A 19,041-nucleotide genomic window follows, 5' to 3' on the forward strand; every position below is an offset into this window, starting at 1 on the left:
CCAGTCTTACAGGCAGGTTACCCACGTGTTACTCACCCGTCCGCCGCTAAYCTTGTCCCGAAGGACAAGATCCGCTCGACTTGCATGTATTAGGCACGCCGCCAGCGTTCGTCCTGAGCCAGGATCAAACTCTCCAAATTGGTGTTTGACTTGCTCAATACTTAACTAGCTATTTTAAAACATTATCGGATCGACGTGATCCATTTGTTCAGTTTTCAAAGAACTTGTTTGTCACATTTTGTCGTGACAAGAGATCATATTATCATCTTCATTCGACACTGTCAACAGTTTGTTTCACAAATGTTTGTGTTCCATTCGGTTGTTTCCGTGTGCCTCAGAAGCGACAAGAAATAATATATCACTTACGCAAACGGATTACAAGTTGAAAAATTTTACAAATGCAAGTTTAATTTTGACCCTCAGCATTGAATTACTTCATCAGTTCCATTATATAAAAAGAAGAGGCTAAAAAGGTCAATAACCTTTGATTAGCCTCTTTCAGATCAGTTCTTAATGAAAGAACATTACTGGGTGACCGTTTCCCCCAACAGACGAAGCAGCTCTGCCTCTTCTTCTATAACGGTAATGCCTAGCTCACGCGCTTTCGTCAGCTTGCTTCCGGCACTTTCACCCGCCACTACGAAATCAGTTTTTTTCGATACGCTTCCTGAAATCTTAGCGCCGCATGCTTCAAGAAGCTTTGCAGCCTCATCTCTAGACATGGTTGGCAGCGTGCCGGTTAAGACGACGGTTTTTCCGCTAAATACACTATCGTTCCTTGCAACCAGCTGCTGCTCGGCTTCAGCCTTCACGCCTAGCTCGCGCATTATTGCAATGCTGGCCATAATAATCGGGTCTTGGAAAAAGCTCACTATACTGTCTGCCACGATCCCACCGACATCCGGAAGAGTAATCAGCTCTGCGGCATCCGCTTGCATAATCGCATCTAAGTTTCCATAATGATCAGCGAGCATTTTTGTCGTAGCTTTTCCGGTATTCGGAATACCCAAGGCGAATAAGAAAGACGCCAGCTCGCGATCCTTGGATTTCTCGAAGGCAGCAAGCAGCTTAAGGGCCTTCTTCTCACCGAAGCGTTCAAGCTTAATAAGATCATCGTAAGTGAGTGCATATAAATCGGCAGGATCGCGCACTTCGCAATCTTTGTAAAGCTGGTCTGCCGTCATCACGCTGAACGTATCGATATCCATCGCATCCCGAGAGGCAAAATGCGTAATCCGGCCAATGATTTGCGGCTGACAGCCAAGCTTATTATTACAAAACAGATGGGCACCACGTTGCTCGAGCTCCGTGCCGCAGGAAGGGCAAACCGTCGGGAACACAATCTCCATACCAGGCTCTTCATCCGCTTTGCCTAATATTTCGGGAATGACGTCATTCGAGCGGCGAATCGTAACGAGCGTGCCTAAGGCATGCTTTAGGTTTTTACGCTCAATGTCGCCAATATTATTAAGCGTACAGTTTTGAACCGTTACACCAGCGAGTTCTACAGCCTCGACGCGGGCAACCGGGGTTATTTTGCCCGTGCGTCCTACCTCCCAGGAAACAGCTTCAAGCACCGTTGCCGCTTCTTCCGCTTCAAATTTAAATGCAACCGCCCAGCGGGGAAACTTGTCTGTATAGCCAAGTGCCTCACGCGTCCGCATATCCACAACTTTAATAACCGCACCGTCAATCAGGAAGTCCAACTGCTCCCGCTGCGCCGTTACGCAAACCAGCTCTTCCTGTACTTCTTCGATCGTATTCAGATAGGTTACATACGGATTCACTTTAAAACGGTTTTCTTTTAGAAACTGCTGCATTTCACGATGATCCGCAAAAGCAACGCCGTCAGCAAAACCGACATTATAGAAGAAGGCGTTCAGCTTCCGCTCGGACGTAACTCTCGGATTGAGATTACGCAGAGCGCCCGCCGCTGCGTTGCGGGCATTTTTGAGCGGCTCAGCCGCAGTCTCATTGTACTTCGCCAGCACCGAAAGCTGCATGATGCCTTCACCCTGAACCTCTACGATGCCGTCGTTAAACGGAATCGTAAGCGGAACTGAACGAATGGTGCGAACCTGCTGCAAAATGCCTTCCCCGATCGTACCGTTCCCTCGAGTCGCCGCTTGAACCAGCTGTCCATCCTCGTAAGTCAGATTTAGGGTCAATCCGTCAAACTTCAGCTCAACCACATAGGTCGGCTGCGGAAGCGGCTCTTCTTCCGGATGCTTCGCATTATAGTCGGCGACCGCTTTGAGCAATCTCGTATTCCATGTGAGCAGATCTTCGACATTCTGCGCCTTGTCTAGACTCCACAACCGAGCGCGATGCTTGTAAGGCTCGAAGCCTTTGAGCAAATCCCCGCCAACACGCTGGGTCGGCGATTCTGGCAATACCATGCCGAGTCCGGCTTCGAGCGCAACGAGCTCGTCGTAAAGCTTGTCATAATCAGCATCGTTAATCGTCGGCTGATCTAGCGTGTAGTAAAGATAGTTATGCTCTGTAATACTCTCAACAAGCTGTTGCATCCTCTCTAATTGAGCATTCACGGAAGGCTCCTCCTTCTAATCGTACAAAATGTACTAAGCAATTTTACACTTTCGTTATTGGCGCGAAGCCGGCAAGCAAACGCTTGATGCCGATCGGTGCCGGAAAGGCTATATTGAGCTCCATATCCTTGCCAGTCCCTTTGACGGAAACGATGACGCCTATGCCCCATTTGCCATGTGACACTCTCTCGCCTGACGCAAATTCTCCAGGCGCTGAACCACCTGCCGCGCCGCCTCCCTGCGCTGTCCGAGCAGCATCCTGCAGCGGTGTGCTTACTCGCACGCCGCCTCTGCCGCCCGCCGATGCCGGACTAGCTCCTCCAATACCTGGGGAACGGCCGCCAGCACTGTTAGCTGGCGCACGACCCGGAACTCCCCGGCTGCCTGGCGCTGCCGCGCCTGTACCGCCTGTTACGCTTACGCTGCTGCGAGTACCTGCTCGCGAGTAGCCCCCGCTGCCGCTTGATGCGCCTTCTCTGACGCTCTCGGGTATTTCTTGCAAAAACCGTGAAGGCAGATTACTGCTCGTACGGCCGAACAAGGTCCGCATGCGCGCGCAGGTCAGATACAAGCGTTTCTCCGCGCGGGTAATGCCTACATAAGCAAGTCTGCGCTCCTCCTCCAGCTCTTCGTTGTCAGCGAGCGCACGGCTATGCGGAAACACGCTTTCCTCCATCCCGATAATGAACACGACAGGAAACTCAAGTCCCTTGGCGCTGTGCATCGTCATCAATGTGATGGCATCCTTGTTCTTCTCCGCTTCCTCTTCGTCCTTGTTCAAAGAATCAATATCGGCAATGAGTGCTAAATCCGTAAGAAAGGCAACGAGTGTCCTGTCTTCGTTCCGCTTCTCGAAATCCATAGTCACGGATAAAAACTCATCGATATTTTCGAGGCGCGCTTTCGACTCCAGTGTATTTTCCTGATGGAGCTCAAGGCGGTACTGCGACAGCTCAAGCACCTTCTCTGTCAGCTCCGTCACCGATAAGTAATCAACCATACGGGTGAGATTGTCGATAATCTCATAAAACTCGCGCAGCAATGTCCGTGTTCGACCGTTGACCTCAACCTCGCCCAAATCATTCAATACGCGATAGATCGAGGTACCTCTCCGCGCCGCTTCATCAGCGAGCTTGCCGACTGTGGTATCACCGATCCCCCGCTTCGGCACGTTAATGATACGCACTAAGCTGATATCATCATCCGGATTAGAAACAAGCTTCAAGTAACCAAGAATGTCTTTGATCTCTTTGCGATCGTAGAACTTGATGCCCCCGACGATCTGGTACGGAATATCCGATTTTATGAGTATTTCCTCTATAACCCGCGACTGCGCATTCGTACGATACAAAATTGCATGATCGGCAAATTTATGACCTTTATTTATGTTTTTGCGAATTTCGCCCGTTACGAAGTAACCTTCATCATGCTCTGTATCCGCTTGATAAAGAGCGATTAGGTCGCCTGCTCCTTGATCCGTCCACAGCTTCTTCGGCTTCCGGCCGGTATTCAGCTTTATGACCGCATTCGCGGCATCCAGGATATTTGCTGTCGACCGGTAGTTCTGCTCCAGCATGATCGTCCGAGCTTCAGGATAATCGCCTTCGAAATTCAAAATGTTCGTAATATCCGCGCCCCGCCAACGATAAATGGACTGATCGCTGTCGCCGACTACGCAAATGTTATGATGCTTATCCGCAAGCATCCGCGTCAACATATATTGCGCCCTATTCGTATCCTGATACTCATCGACGTGAATGTAGCGGAACTTGTTCTGGTAGAACTCAAGCACCTCAGGCACATCTTTGAACAATTGAATCGTCATCATGATGAGATCGTCAAAGTCTAGAGAGTTATTGGCTCTCAGCTTCTTCTGGTATTTTGTGAACACCTGGGCCACGATGCCGTCAAAATAATCGCCGACCTTCTGCTCGAATTGTTCAGGCGAAATCAGTTCATTTTTTGAGCTGCTGATTGCGGCCTGAACCGCCTTTGGCTCAAATTTCTTCGTATCGATATTCATGTCCTTCATGCAACCGCGGATTACCGACAGCTGGTCCGAAGAATCCAGTATAGAAAAGCTAGATGTAAAGCCGATCCGATCGATATCTCTGCGCAGAATGCGCACGCACATCGAGTGAAAGGTAGATACCCATATATCCCGTCCCGATGGTCCAACGAGCGCGCTTACCCGATCCTGCATTTCCCGTGATGCTTTATTCGTAAAGGTGATAGCGAGAATACTCCATGGCGCTACACGCTTCTTTTCTATTAAGTAAGCAATTCGATGCGTCAGTACGCGCGTCTTGCCGCTGCCCGCTCCGGCCATAATCAACAGCGGCCCGTCAGTCGCTTGAACAGCCTCACGCTGCGGCGGATTCAGCTTCTGTACCGCTTGCTCGATGCTAATATAATTCAACATGCTCCGACTCCTTTGTTCGCATATGTTCGCCTCTTCTCAGTGTAGACAACGACCATCCCTGTGTCAATTTGCAAACCCAAAAAAACACCGTCCAATTTCCGTCATCAGAGGCCTAAAAACGAGTGCACCTCGTCCGTCTTTTCTATTGATACGCTTATACAGAAAAATAGCGCCGAACTTCATAAGAAGACCGTTTCTTCTTATGCCGTGCAGCACCATTTTCATCACGCTGAATGTCGATCTTGTTGTTCTTAAAAGCTACTTCACCTGCAGACTGCTGCTAACGACMTCTCGTACGGCATCCACAGTGGACAAAGCGGCCGTTAGATCGCTGTATATCACATTTCCAACAACAACGGTATGAGCGACCTCTGCGGCTTGACGCGCGCTTTCCGGGTTATCAATGCCGCCGCCGTAAAAAATTTGCGCTTGAACCGCTGCCATTCTTGCCCGCTTCACCAGCTGCATGTCGCCAAACTTTCCGCTATACTCCAAATAAATAACCGGAAGCCTCATTAAACGGTCGGCCATGCGAACATGCGCAATCAGCTCCGCTTCATCCAGGTCCGTCTTCGCTTCGGTCAGCTTTGCCGCGGTAGCTTCCTCATTCAAAATAATGTATCCCTGCGCCGCCGTTTCTTCCCAAGGAACAAAATTGCCATATTCCTTCAGCCCCTCGGTTTGCCAGCCCGTTATCCATTCCGCCTTGCTCGAGTTGAGAACAAGCGGTATAAAGTATCCGTCAAATCCGGGAACCGCGCCATCTAAAGTAGATACCTCAAGAGCGCAGTCTACCTCATATCTGCGGATACGCGCCATAAGATCAACTATATTTTCAAATGTAACGCCGCTGGAGCCGCCGACGATTACCGCATCGGTACCTGATGTACAGATGGCATCCAGCGTTTCATCGGATATTTCTCGATCCGGGTCGAGCTTAAACACATGCCTCCAGCCGGAAAACCAAGCATCATTCATAGATGATCACGCCTCGCTTTTTCACAAAAATCTAATGCCTCATAATTGCGCTATTCTACTATGCTATGTCAGGTCGAATACCGTGTCAAATCATTACGCTTATCCTCGCTGCAACTAGAAATAAAAAACCGTCCTCTCGAGAAAAGAGAAGACGGTTTTGCCTTAAATACACTGAATCGTGTTTGTTATTTAACCAGCTGTCCGCGCGTAACGCCAAGCTGATTGATCGCCTTGAGACTCCGCCACACTTGCGTTCCGCTAATGCGGCCATCAAGGGCATCGCGATAAAGTCCGAGCACCTCATGCACCTTCTCCGGCGTTTCTTCCAAGAATTCAACACGGAAGTTGGATACGCCCATACTTACGAAATTGCGGATATATTCGGCTCCCGATTGCTCGATCGCATTGTAAACGGTATTGCGGCAGCCCTCGTCAACTCGAACAGGATGCGCCATTCCGATACGATCCTGCAAGGATGCGCGCTTCTCCTCGCATGGACGGCCACAGTTGGTGAAGTCCGTCCCTTCGCTCATAAAGGTGCAATACACGCAGTGCTCCGTGTGGAACATCGGCAAATGCTGATGAATGACCATTTCCAGCATCGATGTATCCGAGCTTTCAAGCAGATCGACCATCTGCTGAATGTTCAAATCATAGGACGGGGTGATGAGATCAAGCCCGACTTCAGTGAACAGGTTCACCGCTTTATGGTTAGCTACATTTAGCGAGAAATCGCCAATCAGCTTAGGGAAAGGCTTATCCGGATTAGCTGCGCGCGCACGGAGGTAGTAATAAAGCGCTCCGGTGTTCCGCACGAGCACGGCGTCAGGCTGCAGCTTCAAAATATTTGCATGGTAGCCGTTCTCGCCCGGCATATGAATGCGCGGCGTTGCAAGCGCGATCGGTTTGCCGGCATCGCGCGCAGCAGCGATCGCTGCCGGAAACTGCTTAATAAATTCAAAATCGGCATATACGTATGCGACATCGGTTTTGACGGCCGCCTGCACCTGCTCCAAGGTACGGCATAACGCGATCAACTTCGCATCTTTCCCGCTTTGCGGAGCCAGAACATCCTTCTCCGGCACGTCCGCACGCGCATCAACCGGATTTTTCACGTAGACCGGCGGCTTTGGCCGCTCGCCTGCGAGCAGTTCAACCGCTTCGCGGCGCAAACGGTTCAGCTCGCGGATTGGTACGATCAAATCACCCTGCAGTTCAACTTCAAGCTTCTCCAGTTGATATACGGTACCGCCGAGACGGCCCAATTGATCCTCAAGCAGCGCCGCATCCATTGGACGTTTCTGCGCTTGCTCCAGCTCCAGCTCCGTAACCACCTCGATGGTCGTACCTTTTTGAACATCCGTCCACCAGGTTCGCATCGGCTGTCCCAGCGCGCCAGTGACTCTTATATGAAGCGGAAAAACGCGGTAAGGCTTTTCGGTTTCGAAAGAAGCTCTCAGACGCTTGTCCAGCGCCGGGTCATTGGTCTTCCATACGCGGTCGCCGACATGCACTTTACGCAGATCCACGTCGTTTCGGCCCGATACCAATTCAATCATCGTGCCTTCCTGCGCTTCGCCTTCAATTTTCACGCCCTGCCGGCGAATATCATAAACGCGGCCGCCCTCTTCCTTCTTCGTCGGGTCGCCTGCGTCAAACACAATGCCATCGCCGCGCTTCAAAGGCGCATCGATCCGCAGCGTAACCGCATCGCGCATAATGCGCTCCACACGGCCGAGGTAGACGCCGCGGCTTTTCGGGAACGTGCCCTCAACAAGCATCTTGTTGTTCGTTCCCGACAAGAAACCATGCGTGAAGCCGCGCGAGAAGCTTTGCTGCAGCTCACGCACATCCTCCACCGACGGCTTCGACAAATCGCCGTCGAAATATTTATCGATCGCGCGCCGATACTTGCTCACGACATTCGCGACATATTCCGGACTTTTGAGACGTCCTTCTATTTTAAATGACTTTACGCCTGCTTGGATGAGCTCCGGCACAATATCGATTGCCGCCAAATCCTTCGGCGACAGCAAATACGCGATGTCTCCCATCGGCTGCACCTCGCCATCAACCATCAAGTCATAAGGCAGCCGGCAAGCCTGCGCGCATTCGCCGCGATTGGCCGAACGTCCTCCCCACATCTCGGACGTTAGGCACTGCCCCGAATACGATACACATAACGCGCCATGTACGAATACTTCCATCGGAAGCTTCGCTTGCTCGCCGATCGTGCGAATCTGCTTCAGGTTATTCTCACGTCCGAGCACAACCCGCTCAATACCAAAAGGTTTCGTAAACTCGACCGCTTCGGGCGAGGTAATCGTCATTTGCGTGGAGCCGTGAATCGGGAAGTCCGGCGAGAGCTCCCGAATCAGCTTTACAAGTCCTAAGTCTTGTACGATAACGGCATCCACGCCCGCATCGATACACATTTCAATCAGCTTCTGCGCATCTCTCAGCTCATCCTCGAACACAAGTATGTTAAACGTCAGAAAACCTTTTACCCCATACGTATGAAGAAACGCCATTATTTCCGGCAGTTCCTCGCTGCGGAAGTTATTCGCGCGAGCGCGCGCATTGAACTTCTCCACGCCAAAAAATATCGCATCCGCGCCATTGGCGACAGCCGCCCTCATGCAATCCCAATCGCCGGCCGGAGCCAACAGCTCTATATCCGATCTTACTATTGTATCTGTCATTTTAACGGTCCATTCCTCTCATCCTTAACACCTGCTATTACTATCTTAACAAACCGCGGACTTCTATACCACTACACAATACTGGCACTAGCGCATGGATAAGCGTTCTCGGTGCCTTATCCAACCCGCTCGAAGCAGCATGCATCAAAAAAAGACCGGCCATCCCCTTAGGGAGACCAGTCTTTCCAGTGTTATTTCTATTAATTAAAGCGAATCGATTGAACTGTATCATTGATAATCTTCAGGTTGCTTTCTGTTGCGTGCACATCATAAATGGCAAAGAGAAACACCATCGATCCATTTTTTGTATCGAATAGATAAAAGGTTTGCGTGTGCGGCAGGTCTTCTTCCGGCTTAGCTACATACAAAACCACTTTCTGCGCCGTTTTCCCGTTAATCGTTACGGTCGTGGACTCCCTTACGGTCACCCCTTGCGCAATGTTTTCTGGCGTGTTCGCGTATTGTACAATGCCGGAAGCAAATGTAGAAGCGTTATGTTCTGATTCGAATACGCCCATTTCCCCCGCACCGGATGTATACAACACTTCATCCTTGTTGAAATTATTTTGARCGCCATACCAATACGCCGGAATATCTATCGAATAGCCATATTCCGTACTGCGCTTCGTTACTCTTTTGCTACGATCCACAAGATCGTAATCATCCTCGACCAGACCGAAATTTTTCTCGATGAAAGCCGTGTCAATGTCAACGGAAGCGATCACTTGCTTGAAAGAAGCGCTGCTCTTCGCACTGTTTGAGGAAAGGTAACCGTAATCCAGCGAATAGCGGTAATTCCCCGATATGAGCAATACCTCATTATAAGTAAACCATACATTGCTGCCATAGGTATATTCGTAGCTCAACGATAAAGCCTTGCCGTCTTTAAGATCTAAAGGCGCCGTAACAAAGTTGCGTACATTCGAGCTGATGAAGTCCTCACGTATACGCGCTTCTCTCCGGGTTGCCCAGTTTTCAAGCGTATCGCCTGCTACCAGCGAAGATAGGTTAAACGCCAAAACGTCAGTTTCGTTGGTGTACGCCGGAGTGATGCTATCTCTATCGCTGTACCAATCTGTGGGCAGCTTAACGGTAAATCCGTAATCAGCATCCTTAAAGGTAATAAAACCATCCTTAACCTTCGTAATATTTTTGATCGCCTTATCCGCTTGATTATATGAAGGCGTGAAGCTGTTAAGCAAAGCGGCATAGCTGTTCAACACCGATTTGTCCGTGCCTTTCAAACCAACAATGACGATAAAATAGAGATCGTCTTTTTGAATCCCGCGATACTCATAGTACATTTTCGTTTCTTTTGTATAGGTAATTTGTTTTTCGAAGATAAGACCATTTACGGTGATCGTCCGCTTGTCGACCGTAATTTCGTCTTCATCATAATAATTGTAAAGAACATCGCGCTGCTCTTCGCTTGTCAGCGTATCGTTTCCGACATGCTCCGTAACCACGTTAACTTGAGCAGCTACCTTTGATGCATCCGCGGTATCCGCCCATTTTACGTAATCGCCGTTATCGCTTTGCATAACCTGCACTAAACCAGCCGGGTAGTTCAAAGACCAGCCATAGTAGCTGTCGCCGACTTTTGTTTTCCCGTAATCGGAATCGATGGACGTGCCGCCCGTTCCAGCTGATTGTGCACGTACGCCGATAATGACGGTTTCTTTTGTTGCGCTGTCCGCCGTGATTTTTGCGCCGAAGGCTTCAACAATAACGCGAAGCGGTACCATTGTGGAGCCTTTTACAACGACTGGAGCTACAGCGACGGCTTTGGTTGCGCCGTTTACTTTAACTGTTTTGCTTCCAAAAGTTAGAATGACCTTGCGATCGTTATATGTAAGGGTAATGACATTGCCATTTTCTAATTTAAGCCCTGCACCGAATGCATTCGTTATCACTTTCAATGGAACCATCGTTGTACCGCTGCTTACAAAAGGCGCTTCTACCGTAGAGGGTGCGCCGTTTATTTTGACCGTTTTACTGCCCGCCTTCAATCGAACCTCAACTTGAGTGCCCGTATCTGCCGCGAACGCCGCTGCCGGAAGCAGCGATAGGACTAGCAATGCAGGCAATAGCAGCATGATCATTCTCTTGATAACATTTAATTTCATCTTTTAATTTCTTCCCCTCATCATATAAGTGCGGTTATCTTGATCTTGCTTGTTGCTTAACCCTCAACTAAAGTCAGTTTTCGAGTGACGAGATCGCCATCGATTTGCAGCATGACTTCAACCTGCTGGCCAGGCAAATAGCTTTTTAAAAGCTCATTTAACTCTACAATTGTCGATACTTGCTTGCCTGCAACCTTATAGAGTAAATCGCCGTTTTGAATGCCTGCTTTTTTGGCCGCCGCCGAGGTTACGGTTTTGACGGTCAAAGGATCTGATGTTGGAATGCCGATGAGCGCAGACCAGCTTTCCTCAAGCTCTAGTCCCAGCGCTGCGCGTTTGACATGTCCGTATTTGAAGAAATGATTGGTCACATATTGAACCGTATCCGCCGGGATGGAAAACCCGAGATTATCAACGCCCACCTCTACAAACTTCAGAGAATTAATGCCGATGACTTCGCCTTTCATGTTAACGAGCGGACCGCCGCTGTTTCCTGGATTAATTGCCGCATCCGTCTGAAGGAGATTGTATGCGGACGACACGCTGCGGTTCATACCGCTCAAAATTCCGCTTGTAGCCGTATTGCGCAGCGAGAACGATACCGGTGTGCCGATCGCAACAACCGTTTCCCCAACCTGTACTTTAAGCGGAGATGCAGCCAGTTTTGCAATAGGAAGCTTTGTTGCTTTGATTTTCACCAATGCCAGGTCGCTCGCCTCATCGTGATGCGTTCTTACTGCATCATATTTCTTGCCGTCCGCCGTTACGACAACCAAATTGGTCATATCCTCCACGACATGAGCATTTGTCACAATCCAGCCATCCGCCCGTATAATGACACCCGTTCCATGTGCCAGCGCGTATCTTGGATCCGCAGACCCGATATCCGTTGGTTTTCCTATAATAGCGACAACCGACGGCGAAACTTTCTTTACGACCGATGGAATATCGGTTGGCGTATATACGTAAGTGTTGGACTTTGAATCAAAGGTCCCGGTTCCGCCAAGCACGCTCGTTAGTGAGCTTGCCTTGACATAAACCTCGCCATTAATTTTTTTTGCGTTCAATGCATGTGTAGATACATTGCCAGTACTAGCTGCCCAGGCCGTTCCTGCGGTGACCATTGCTCCCAGCATGATGACGCTGCATATGCGGAGCATTTTGCTCTTCATGAATTCACTCTCCTCTATCCTTCTCTCTCTTTTGAATCCAGACTATTTCTAGTAAATTGTCAGCATTCCAAATATAGTAATCAGACTGTAATATAGCATATATTCCCAATAACGACAATGAAAATCAGAACTTCCATTAGTTCAATAGCAATAAGTAATTGGATCTCAAGTCCCGCAATATGCTGGTTTTGTTTAGTTATTATGCTATTTTGTCAAATGTGGTTTCGGTTATGTGTTCTGATTACAGAAGTGGTATACTATGTGGGACTACTAAATCAATCCATTTGATGGATTCGGGAGGTAAATGATTAAATGAAATTAGGAGTATTTAGCGTTCTTTTTGCACAAAAGCCATTCGAGGAAGCTCTCGACTATATCGCCTCCAAAGGGCTAGACGCCATCGAAATCGGAACAGGTGGTTACCCAGGAGATGCACATTGCGATCTTGATGGATTGCTTGCTGACGAAGGAAAGCTGAAAGCGTTTAAGCATGCGATAGAATCGCGTGGATTGATGATTAGCGCACTAAGCTGCCATGCCAATCCACTGCATCCACAAAAGGCAATTTCGACAGAGCATGATGAAGTTATTCGTAAAACCATCGAGCTTGCTAACCGCCTTGAAGTATCCGTTGTAAATACTTTCTCCGGTTGCCCTGGCGATCATGAGGATGCGAAATATCCAAACTGGCCGGTTGCTCCTTGGCCGAATGATTTCCAAGACATTTTGAAATGGCAATGGGAAGCAAAAGTTATTCCTTATTGGTCTGAGATCGGAAAGCTTGCTACAGCGAGCGGCGTAAAAATCGGTCTAGAGCTTCATGGCGGCTTCTCCGTGCACAGTCCCGCTACCCTTCTTCGTCTTCGTGAAGCGGCTGGCAATGCAATTGGCGCTAACCTTGATCCGAGCCACATGTGGTGGCAAGGCATTGATCCTGTACAAGCCGTACATATCCTCGGACGCGCTGGAGCTATTCATCACTTCCACGCGAAGGACACAACGATTGACCCGATCAACGTCAACCACCATGGCGTAACGGATATGCAATCATACGCTCTAATGCTTGATCGCGCTTGGCAGTTCCGTACTGTCGGTTATGGCCATGACTTAAAAACATGGGCAGACATCCTTAGCGCACTCCGTTTGGTCGGCTATGACTATGTTGTCAGCATCGAGCATGAGGACGGCCTGATGTCGGTTGACGAAGGCTTCACGAAAGCTGTTCAAAATCTACAACAAATCCTTATCCGCGAGCCGCTTGGCGAGATGTGGTGGGTTTAATCTTCATAGACACAAGTGTAAACGGCAGTCGCCGTCCTATGTGACTAAAGCTGTCGTTTCGCGGAGATATATAAGCTCATTTATAAATGAAAACTTATATATTCTTATATATATAAAAAAAGGTCTGCCGGACTTGTCCGGCAGACCTTTTTCTATGCGAAATGCTAAGCTAACCATACTTTGGTGATCATAATGTAATCGATCAACAAGAATAATCCGAGTGATACGGCCGTAAAGCCAATCGCGAAGATGTTTTTCTTTGGACGAGCGTTCAAAAGACGAACAAAACCGATTGCAATCAATACGGTAAATGCAAGCATAAACCAATCAAAAGTACCAATTTTACTTGCAGTGTGAGCTGCTTCTGCTGCTAAAAACATGAAGGGGCCTCCTTTTTTTCGCACGTAACCTATATTACTATATGTTAGCTTTTTGTGGCTTCCGATGCAAGTCTGAAACGGGATTCGTAACAACTTTGTCACGAATTCAAAAAAAAATTTCTTTTTCTCAAAACCTGGCTTCTCCAAGTTATCCTGCAGTAATAAATTGTCCATCTCTTCCATGATCTATAACTATGCTTCTTCAGAAATACAACCGGATCACAATCAACCCGTTTTTATTCTAACTGTATATCCAAATACTGTACGTACCTGAGTGTGCAAATAAATCTAAATAAGATATCTTCGATTACCACATTTGACTATATACCCACAATACATTTTCTTTTTTTCCTTTATTTATAGGAGTTTTCCGCTTATTTTATTAATCATTTTTTGTCTATTTACAACCTGATGTCTCTTTTCCTTTCATGGTGCATTCAGATATGAAATTAAAAACAGCAGACTGGCGATTCCAGTCTGCTGTTTCAGTATTATTCTGCCGAAGCCGCTACCTTCTGCTTCTCTTTATGCTGAGCTGCCGTGCGTGCACGGTCGCGCTCTAGAATTGGCTTCAAATACTTGCCGGTATATGATTGCTCTACTTTAATTACCTGCTCCGGTGTCCCAGTTGCAACGATCATACCGCCGCCGCTGCCGCCCTCCGGCCCTAGGTCAATTAAGTAGTCCGCTGTCTTGATGACATCCAGGTTATGTTCAATGACAAGCACAGATTCGCCTGAATCAACCAAACGGTGCAGTACAGTCAGTAATCTGTCGATGTCATGCACATGCAATCCTGTAGTTGGCTCATCCAAAATGTAGAGCGTCTTGCCCGTCGAACGACGATAGAGCTCAGCCGCTAATTTCACCCGCTGCGCCTCGCCGCCGGATAACGTCGTTGCCGGCTGACCAAGCTTCATATAACCAAGACCAACATCGAGTAAGGTCTGTACCTTACGGTGAATACGAGGAATGTTCTCGAAGAAGGCACAGCCATCCTCGATTGTCATATCCAGAACTTCTGCAATGTTTTTACCTTTGTATTTCACCTCAAGCGTCTCGCGGTTGTAGCGTTTCCCTTTGCAAATTTCACAAGGGACATAAACATCAGGAAGGAAATGCATCTCGATCTTAATGATTCCGTCTCCGCGGCATGCCTCGCAACGTCCGCCCTTGACGTTAAAGCTGAATCTGCCTTTCTTGTATCCGCGAACCTTGGATTCCGTTGTACTCGCGTATAGATCACGAATGTCATCAAACACGCCTGTATAAGTAGCCGGGTTTGATCTTGGCGTTCTACCGATCGGTGATTGGTCAATGTCGATAACCTTTTCCAGATGCTCAATGCCGCGCAGTTCTTTGTATTGACCTGGGCGTGTCTTCGCTTTGTTGAGGTCCCGAGCTAAAGTCTTATAAAGAATTTCGTTTACGAAGGTCGATTTGCCTGATCCGGATACGCCCGTTACGGCTGAGAATACGCCGAGCGGAATTTTTACGTTGACGTTTCTAAGGTTATTTTCCTTCGCTCCGCGAACCTCTAACCATTTTTCATTCGTTTTCCGACGCTCTGCAGGCACCTCGATGAACTTGCGTCCGCTCAAGTACTGGCCCGTTAGCGAATTTTCATTCGCCATGACTTCTTCCGGCGTACCTTCTGCAATGACCATCCCGCCATGTATGCCTGCTCCTGGACCGATATCGATGATATAATCGGCAGCGAGCATCGTATCCTCATCATGCTCGACGACAATCAGCGTATTGCCTAGATTTCGCATATGCTCAAGTGTCTCGATCAATCGGTCATTGTCACGCTGATGCAGGCCGATACTCGGCTCGTCCAATATATAGAGGACGCCCATCAAGCTGGAGCCGATCTGTGTCGCTAAGCGAATCCGCTGCGCTTCACCGCCAGACAATGTTCCCGCCGCACGGCTTAACGACAAATATTCAAGCCCGACATTAACTAGGAAACCTAGACGGCTGTTGATTTCCTTCAAAATAAGGCTCGCAATCGCCAGCTCCTTCTGCGAAAGCTTAAGCGACTCGAAATAACGCTGCGCATCGCCAATCGAGAAGGAGGTAACTTGGGATATATTTTGAGTATGGATAGTAACTGCCAAACTCTCCTTGCGCAGCCGCTGTCCCTTACAGCCAGCACATGGCTTGGCACTCATGTAGTTCTCAATATGCTCGCGCATCATATCAGATGCTGTATCTCTGTATCGGCGCTCCAAATTATGAACGATACCCTCGAATGGCACATATGCTTCTTTCCGATGGCCAAAATCATTTTCATATAGGAAGCGAACACGTTCCCCGCCAGTTCCATATAGGAGCTTCTTCATTTGCTCAGGCTCAAGCTCAGATACCGGCACATCTTGCCGTATGCCATAGTGTACGCAAACTGCGCTCAGAAACTGAGGATAATAGTTTGATGTGCTGCCTGCCCATGCCAGGAATGCCGCATCATCGATCGACTTGCTAGTGTCAGGGACAAGCAAGTCTGGATCCACGATCATTTTGACGCCTAATCCGTCGCAATCCGGGCATGCGCCGTATGGACTATTAAAGGAGAACATACGCGGCTCCAGCTCATCAATACTAAAGCCGCACTCCGGACAAGCAAGGTTGGAGCTGAAGAGCAGCTCCTCTTGATCAATAATGTCAACGAGTACGCGGCCCTCGGATAGTTTAAGAGCCGTTTCCAAAGAATCAGCGAGCCTAGTTTGGATATCGGATTTCACAACAATGCGGTCAACAACGACTTCGATGCTGTGTTTCTTGTTTTTCTCGAGTTCAATCTTCTCGCTAAGCTCACGCAGCTCGCCATTCACGCGTACCCGAACGAAACCCTGCTTCTGAATATCAGCCAGCAGCTTCGTATGTTCACCCTTGCGCCCGGAAATAAGAGGCGCCAGAATTTGAAGCTTTGTCTTCTCGGGATACTCCATAATCCGATCGACCATTTGTTCAACGGTCTGCGAAGTAATTTCAATGCCATGCTCCGGACAATGCGGTTTGCCGATACGGGCAAACAACAGCCGCAAATAGTCATAAATTTCTGTTACCGTACCGACTGTGGAACGCGGATTCCGGCTTGTCGTCTTCTGATCAATGGAAATGGCCGGCGATAGTCCGTCGATCGAATCGACATCCGGTTTTTCCATTTGCCCGAGAAATTGACGCGCATAGGCGGATAAGGATTCCACGTAGCGGCGCTGTCCTTCCGCATAGATCGTATCAAATGCGAGCGAGGATTTACCCGAGCCGCTTAATCCCGTCAGCACCACAAACTTGTCGCGCGGTATCGTGACGTCAATATTTTTGAGATTGTGGGCACGAGCGCCCTTAATAACTATTTTATCGCTAGCCAATCGTTTCTCCTCCTACTTAGCCCATCTCTGCGCGCAGCTCAAGCAGCGCATCCCGCAGCTCTGCTGCACGTTCGAACTGCAGATTTTTCGCTGCGTCCTTCATTTCCGCTTCCAGCCTTTGAAGAAGCGCCAGACGTTCCTTTTTGTTCATCTTGCCCGCACCGGCTCCGGTCAAGTAATCGGCCTTCTGTTCCGCTACCTTCGTCGCTTCAATTACGTCATGCACTTTCTTGCGTATCGTTTGCGGCGTAACGCCATGCTTCTCGTTGTAGGCAAGCTGTATCGTGCGGCGGCGTTCCGTTTCCTTTATCGCGCGGTCCATAGAATCGGTTATTTTATCCCCGTACATGATTACACGGCCCTCGCTGTTCCGCGCCGCACGTCCAATCGTTTGGATAAGCGCACGGTCGGACCGGAGAAAACCTTCCTTGTCCGCGTCGAGAATCGTAACCAGCGAAACCTCCGGCAAATCCAAGCCTTCGCGGAGCAAGTTGATTCCAATAAGCACATGGAATACGCCGAGTCTGAGATCCCGCAAAATAGCCAGTCGCTCCAGCGTCTTTATATCGGAATGGAGATATCTAACCTTAATACCTATCTCCTTCATATAATCAGTTAAATCCTCTGACATCTTCTTGGTCAGCGTCGTGACAAGCACCCGTTCATCCTTCGCAATCCGATCACGGATTTCGTTCAGAAGGTCATCGATTTGCCCTTTTGTCGGGCGAACGTCAATGATCGGATCAATAAGACCTGTAGGCCGTATGATTTGCTCGATCATTTTGTCCGTATGCTCAATCTCGTAAGGTCCCGGTGTTGCAGATACATAAACCAGCTGCTTCGCCTTTGCCTCAAATTCTTCAAAACGGAGAGGCCGGTTATCCATTGCCGAAGGAAGCCTGAAGCCGTGATTAACAAGCATCTCCTTACGGGCGCGGTCACCATTGTACATGGCCCGGATTTGCGGCAAGGATACATGCGATTCATCAATGACGATAACCATGTCGTCCGGGAAATAATCCAGCAGCGTATAAGGCGTCGCTCCCCGCTCCCTAAACGTGAGCGGCCCGGAATAGTTCTCGATGCCCGAGCAAAAGCCCATTTCCGCCATCATTTCCAAATCGTACCGCGTCCGCTGCTCCAGCCGCTGCGCTTCCAACAGCTTACCTGCCTCGCGCAGCTCGGCTAGACGTTCCTCAAGCTCTCTCTCAATGTTGACGAGCGCTACCTTCATGGTTTCTTCTTTGGTTACGAAGTGAGATGCCGGAAAGATCGCAATGTGTTCGCGTTCTCCGATAATTTCACCCGTCAGCACATCAATTTCTGATATTCGCTCGATTTCGTCCCCGAACAGCTCCACCCGAATAGCCCGCTCATTATTGGATACAGGAAATATCTCGACGATATCGCCGCGTACGCGGAAGGTTCCCCGCGTAAAGCTAATATCATTGCGTTGATACTGAATATCGACCAATTTGTGCAAAATGACATCGCGCGGCTTTTCCATCCCTACTCGGAGCGAAAACACAAGGCCTCCATATTCCTCCGGCGACCCTAGACCGTAGATACAGGACACGCTGGCTACAATGATGACGTCACGCCGCTCAAACAGAGAGCTCGTTGCTGAATGTCGCAGCTTATCGATCTCGTCATTGATGCTTGAATCCTTCTCAATGAAGGTATCGGTTGAAGGGATGTAAGCTTCAGGCTGATAGTAATCATAATAGCTCACGAAATATTCTACTGCGTTATCCGGAAAAAAAGTTTTGAACTCGCTGCACAGCTGAGCAGCAAGCGTCTTATTATGCGCAATCACGAGCGTTGGCCGATTTAGCTTCTCGACCATGTTTGCTATCGTATATGTCTTACCTGTACCCGTTGCACCCAGCAATGTCTGGTGCCTCTTACCGGCCTTTATTCCCTCCAAAAGCTGCACAATCGCTTTCGGCTGATCTCCTTGCGGCGTATATTCAGACTTTAGTTCAAACAGCTTTGTTTCCTTGGTAAGCTCACTCACGCCTAATCTCCACCCCCATCATTCCGATTGTTATTATCTT

General features: G+C 48.8%; 10 protein-coding genes and 1 rRNA gene. 1 reads left to right on the forward strand and 10 read right to left on the reverse strand.

Translation table 11 applies throughout. The features are described 5' to 3' along the window. The 7 genes from AC1DLI_RS06275 to AC1DLI_RS06305 form a co-directional block, all read right to left on the reverse strand. A 16S ribosomal RNA gene (locus AC1DLI_RS06275) occupies positions 1–140 on the reverse strand; the annotation flags it as partial. Between the two features lie 384 nt (positions 141–524). Continuing rightward, a complete protein-coding gene (gene ligA / locus AC1DLI_RS06280; RefSeq protein ID WP_477601171.1) occupies positions 525–2,528 on the reverse strand; it encodes an NAD-dependent DNA ligase LigA in 2,004 nt (667 codons plus the stop codon). Between the two features lie 64 nt (positions 2,529–2,592). Continuing rightward, positions 2,593–4,971: a DNA helicase PcrA gene (pcrA, locus tag AC1DLI_RS06285; RefSeq protein WP_477600676.1), complete on the reverse strand. Its 2,379-nt coding sequence runs from the start codon at positions 4,969–4,971 to the stop codon at positions 2,593–2,595. Positions 4,972–5,229: 258 nt separating this feature from the next. After that, entirely contained in the window at positions 5,230–5,949 is a 720-nt protein-coding gene (gene pcrB, locus AC1DLI_RS06290; protein ID WP_477600678.1) for a heptaprenylglyceryl phosphate synthase, read from the reverse strand. Between the two features lie 185 nt (positions 5,950–6,134). Then, positions 6,135–8,651, reverse strand: coding sequence for a U32 family peptidase (locus AC1DLI_RS06295; protein WP_477600680.1), 2,517 nt, complete (start codon positions 8,649–8,651; stop codon positions 6,135–6,137). A 200-nt stretch (positions 8,652–8,851) separates the two neighbouring features. Then, positions 8,852–10,777 carry a stalk domain-containing protein gene (locus tag AC1DLI_RS06300; RefSeq protein ID WP_477600682.1) on the reverse strand — a complete coding sequence of 642 codons (1,926 nt, stop codon included), beginning with the start codon at positions 10,775–10,777 and terminating at the stop codon, positions 8,852–8,854. A gap of 56 nt (positions 10,778–10,833) precedes the next feature. Beyond that, positions 10,834–11,949, reverse strand: a complete 1,116-nt coding sequence (locus AC1DLI_RS06305) for a S1C family serine protease (protein WP_477600684.1) — start codon at positions 11,947–11,949, stop codon at positions 10,834–10,836. A gap of 312 nt (positions 11,950–12,261) precedes the next feature. On the opposite strand from AC1DLI_RS06305, the gene AC1DLI_RS06310 reads away from it, so the two are divergent. Next, entirely contained in the window at positions 12,262–13,230 is a 969-nt protein-coding gene (locus AC1DLI_RS06310; RefSeq protein WP_477600686.1) for a sugar phosphate isomerase/epimerase family protein, read from the forward strand. A gap of 164 nt (positions 13,231–13,394) precedes the next feature. Here the strand turns inward: AC1DLI_RS06310 and AC1DLI_RS06315 are convergent, their stop codons facing one another. From AC1DLI_RS06315 to uvrB, 3 genes are all read right to left on the reverse strand, one after another. Further along, a complete protein-coding gene (locus tag AC1DLI_RS06315) occupies positions 13,395–13,610 on the reverse strand; it encodes a hypothetical protein (RefSeq protein WP_477600688.1) in 216 nt (71 codons plus the stop codon). Between the two features lie 491 nt (positions 13,611–14,101). After that, complete coding sequence (gene uvrA, locus AC1DLI_RS06320) at positions 14,102–16,984, reverse strand: excinuclease ABC subunit UvrA (protein WP_477600690.1); 2,883 nt, start codon at positions 16,982–16,984, stop codon at positions 14,102–14,104. 16 nt (positions 16,985–17,000) lie between these two features. Beyond that, positions 17,001–19,001, reverse strand: a complete 2,001-nt coding sequence (uvrB, locus tag AC1DLI_RS06325; protein ID WP_477600692.1) for an excinuclease ABC subunit UvrB — start codon at positions 18,999–19,001, stop codon at positions 17,001–17,003. Between the last annotated feature and the right edge of the window lie 40 nt (positions 19,002–19,041).

The organism is Paenibacillus sp. 01T443 (genome assembly GCF_056398325.1).